At 54.9% G+C, this 3179-nt stretch carries 4 protein-coding genes; 2 read left to right on the top strand and 2 right to left on the bottom strand.

Annotation, left to right across the window (positions count from 1 at the left end):
* Nucleotides 1-70: 70 nt before the first annotated feature.
* Nucleotides 71-283, top strand: a complete 213-nt coding sequence (locus tag I5W_RS31845) for a hypothetical protein (RefSeq protein ID WP_148289221.1) — start codon at nucleotides 71-73, stop codon at nucleotides 281-283.
* Between the two features lie 186 nt (nucleotides 284-469).
* On the opposite strand, the gene I5W_RS28570 is transcribed toward I5W_RS31845, so the two are convergent.
* Nucleotides 470-1564 (bottom strand): type IV pilus twitching motility protein PilT, encoded by a 1095-nt coding sequence (locus tag I5W_RS28570; RefSeq protein ID WP_017453258.1) that lies wholly within the window; start codon nucleotides 1562-1564, stop codon nucleotides 470-472.
* Nucleotides 1565-1884: 320 nt separating this feature from the next.
* Between I5W_RS28570 and I5W_RS28565 the strand changes: the two genes are divergently transcribed.
* Nucleotides 1885-2562 carry a response regulator transcription factor gene (locus I5W_RS28565; RefSeq protein WP_237741926.1) on the top strand — a complete coding sequence of 226 codons (678 nt, stop codon included), beginning with the start codon at nucleotides 1885-1887 and terminating at the stop codon, nucleotides 2560-2562.
* Here the strand turns inward: I5W_RS28565 and I5W_RS28560 are convergent.
* Nucleotides 2547-3044 carry a lytic transglycosylase domain-containing protein gene (locus I5W_RS28560; RefSeq protein WP_374702162.1) on the bottom strand — a complete coding sequence of 166 codons (498 nt, stop codon included), beginning with the start codon at nucleotides 3042-3044 and terminating at the stop codon, nucleotides 2547-2549. The genes I5W_RS28565 and I5W_RS28560 overlap by 16 nt on opposite strands.
* Nucleotides 3045-3179: the final 135 nt, after the last annotated feature.

Raw genomic sequence — 3179 nt, 5'->3', positions numbered from 1 at the left:
GTTTTTTTCATTGAGCTCTTCGAAGTTGGCCACGGACTAAATCCGCTGTTGTGCAATGCATGTCACACAGATGTCAGCTTATTTCGTCAACAATGACGTTATCGATCGACTCCGTGCGCAGTCATGGGTCACCATCGCCGTGATCACAGTTCCACTCATCACGGTATGTTTATCGCGATCGAGCGGGCAGTTCACCGGGCCGCAGGGCGTGCCGTGGCCGATTCCGGCACGTGCGCGCACCATCGGCGCCATCAAAGAAAAAGAAAAAAGATGTGCCCGATAGAACCTGCTTCCGGGAACTTGGTATAAACCAACGCTTTCAGAGAGCAAGACGGGAGATTGTCGTGTACACGTTGCGTGCACATCGTGGATGGAAATACGATGGCCCTGCTCCGCCGTTGTGCCATCGGCGGACTTGTCCGCAGGGCAGGATGCGGACGGGGAGCACCCCGTCCGTCATGAAAAAACGTCAGCGCTTGCTGGTCAGCATCTCGTGCAATTCGATGCGGTTATAGGCAATGCGCAAGGCATCGCGCGGATTGATCCTCTTCTTGGCAATCAGCTGGATCAGGACATCATTGAGCGTGCGGGACATATTATCTTCCTTGCGCTTCATGAAGTCGCCAATCAGCGGTAGCTTTTCCGGATCCATGATGAAGGGAGCGATCTGCTGGTTGTTGTTGAACACCATCTCGCTGGCCATGACGTGTTGTTCGCCATCCTCGGAGGGCAGCAGACTCTGGAAGATGACGCCGATCAGAGAGTCAGCCAGCGATGCCGCACGTTGTGTCCGTTGATCAGGTGGGAAGAAACTGAGAAGTTTGGTAATGGCGCGTACCGCGCTGCTGGTGTGCAGAGTAGCCAGGACGAGGTGCCCGGACTCTCCGGCATGGAGGACCGTGTCGGCAGTCTCGAAGTCACGAATCTCACCGACCATCAATACGTCGGGTTTTTGACGCAGTGCTTCGCGCAGACCGCTGGAAAAACTCGCGGTATCCGTGGGTACCTCTTTTTGAGAAATGATGGATTGTTTGCGTTGAAGTTCGTATTCGATGGGTTCTTCGATCGTGACGATATGTGCGTGACGGGTCATGTTGATGTACTCCAGCATGGAGGCCATGGTGGTCGTCTTTCCCGCACCGGTGGGACCCGTGATGAGGATGAGGCCTTTGGTGACATCCAGGATGGTCTTGATGTAAGGCGGCAGTCCAGTGCTCTCCAGTGGCATCGGCTCCAGCGGGAAACGACGGATCGAGATCGCCACCCGGGTGCCGCGCGCCATGCGGAACACATTGCAACGCAGCCGCCAGCGATCAAGGATGAACGGAGAATCGATTGCCTTGTCGATGATCTTGTCTTCCCAATCCTCATCGATTGCGTTGAGCAAGGGTTGCATCTCTTCGAGCGCTACCGGGAAGTCGCCATAAGACTGCCAGCCACGAGGCGTCTTCAGCATCACCGGCTCGTCCTGCTCGATATGGATATCAGAGAAGGTCTTGGGATTGTTCAGCAGCAAAAGGAGTTCTTGCTGCAGGTCTCGTGCAAAGGAGGAATTGTTTGCCATTCGGTCACCTGGGTAGGTCATGATTTATTGAGCAACCGGAGAAACGTTAGTGCCTTGCCTATCCAGTTTTGGCATTGAGCCACCGAGGGGTGAAGATATCGCAGAGCCTCGGAGGATCGAATGAAATTGCTCTATATTGATAATTAAAGTATACCTTCCGTTGAATGACGAGATGTTCAAGAATTTCTCAACGTTTTGACAACAGAAAATTTAGAAAATCCATCGACGTAGAGATGGCATAACACTGCTTGAATCGCGAAATGAAAATAGCATGCTATCTACGTAACCCGGCTGTATATACCCAAGTGAAGGAAGCACTAATGCGAGCCGGCCTCGAGCCGGTTCATTTCACGACGGAGACTGATTTGTTGCGCGCGTTGCGGCGCAGAGGATTTAGCCTGATCATCATCGATATCACCGTTGCCCCTGGAAGCGACGACAATATTTTCTCCTGGCTGAACTATCGAAGCGGTGATCGTACCCCGACCCTGGTCTTGTCGCCGACGCGTAGCGCAGAGCTGGCCGCGCTAACGCTGGACAGTGGCGCTGACGACTTTCTGGTCCGTCCGTTTGAAGTCATCGAATTTACGGCGCGCGTCAATGCCCTGATCCGGCGGTCGGCGCCTACCGCCAGTCGGCGTACGATTGAATACGCCGGATTTTCTCTGAACCGGGAATCCACCAGATTCAGCTACCAGGGAACACCGATCAACCTGACGCCGCGCGAATTCAGCATGGCGTGGCTGTTCTTTTCCTCGCCCGGGGTCTACATTTCGCGCGACACCATTGGCGCAGTGATCTGGAGCACCGACAGCGACATCGCTGGCCGCACCATCGAACAACACGTCTACAAGCTGCGCAAAAAACTGCAGATCGACCCCAACCGGCCGGTAGTCATGATTCGTACTGCCTACAACCAGGGATATCGGCTGGAGCTATGCAAGGACGCCTCGCCCACGTCGGACACGGCCGATCCGAACGACTACCTCCCTGCCTGAACGAGGGCCTCGGTCGGGATGTTGCGATAGACCCGCCTTGCGTATTCGATTCTGAGCTTGGGATTTCTTGCATTATACGCACCGACCGCCTCCCAGGTTGGCCCCATCTTCTGCATGTTCTGGGAGAGGATCCATGCGCCAACCTGAAGATTGACACAGGGATCCCTCAGGCGTGACTCGTCGATCCCGTACTTCTTCAGGGTGGGCAGCCAGGCGCTGTTGATCTGCATCAGGCCGATATCATAAGAACCGTTCTTGTTCTGGTTCCTCGCCAGAGGATTGAGATTGGATTCGGTCTTGGCGATCGCATACAGGAGATGCACGTTTACGCCATACCAGTTGGCCACCTGTTCCCAGCAGGCGTGCGCCAGGCCGCAAATGGAAGCCAGCAGGATGCCGGCCAGCAGGTCGCGTCCGAGGCGCCGTATGACGGGAAAGCCGGCAGCAGCGCGATGATCACGGTGAGTAAGTACCATTGGCATATCTAAAAGTCTTGTCCTGGTAGCAGATGAGCGGCGTTGCGTTCTGGTCCATCAAGATCGTACCGATCGGGAACTTGATGAATGGATTGCCATCGTCGTCAATTGCGTTGTAGTTGCAGGGGTCATGAGGATTGC

Origin of the sequence: Herbaspirillum sp. B65 (assembly GCF_000333555.1) — a bacterium.
In the GTDB taxonomy this organism is placed as follows: domain Bacteria; phylum Pseudomonadota; class Gammaproteobacteria; order Burkholderiales; family Burkholderiaceae_D; genus Herbaspirillum; species Herbaspirillum rubrisubalbicans.
The sequence above is the reverse complement of the archived record's forward strand: the minus strand, read 5'-3'. Positions and strand labels throughout refer to the sequence as shown.

Coding starts and splice junctions, on each gene's coding strand:
- I5W_RS28560 (WP_374702162.1), bottom strand. CDS start 3,044: ATGCCAATGGTACTTACTCACCGTGATCATCGCGCTGCTGCCGGCTTT.
- I5W_RS28565 (WP_237741926.1), top strand. CDS start 1,885: ATGCGAGCCGGCCTCGAGCCGGTTCATTTCACGACGGAGACTGATTTG.
- I5W_RS28570 (WP_017453258.1), bottom strand. CDS start 1,564: ATGGCAAACAATTCCTCCTTTGCACGAGACCTGCAGCAAGAACTCCTT.
- I5W_RS31845 (WP_148289221.1), top strand. CDS start 71: ATGTCAGCTTATTTCGTCAACAATGACGTTATCGATCGACTCCGTGCG.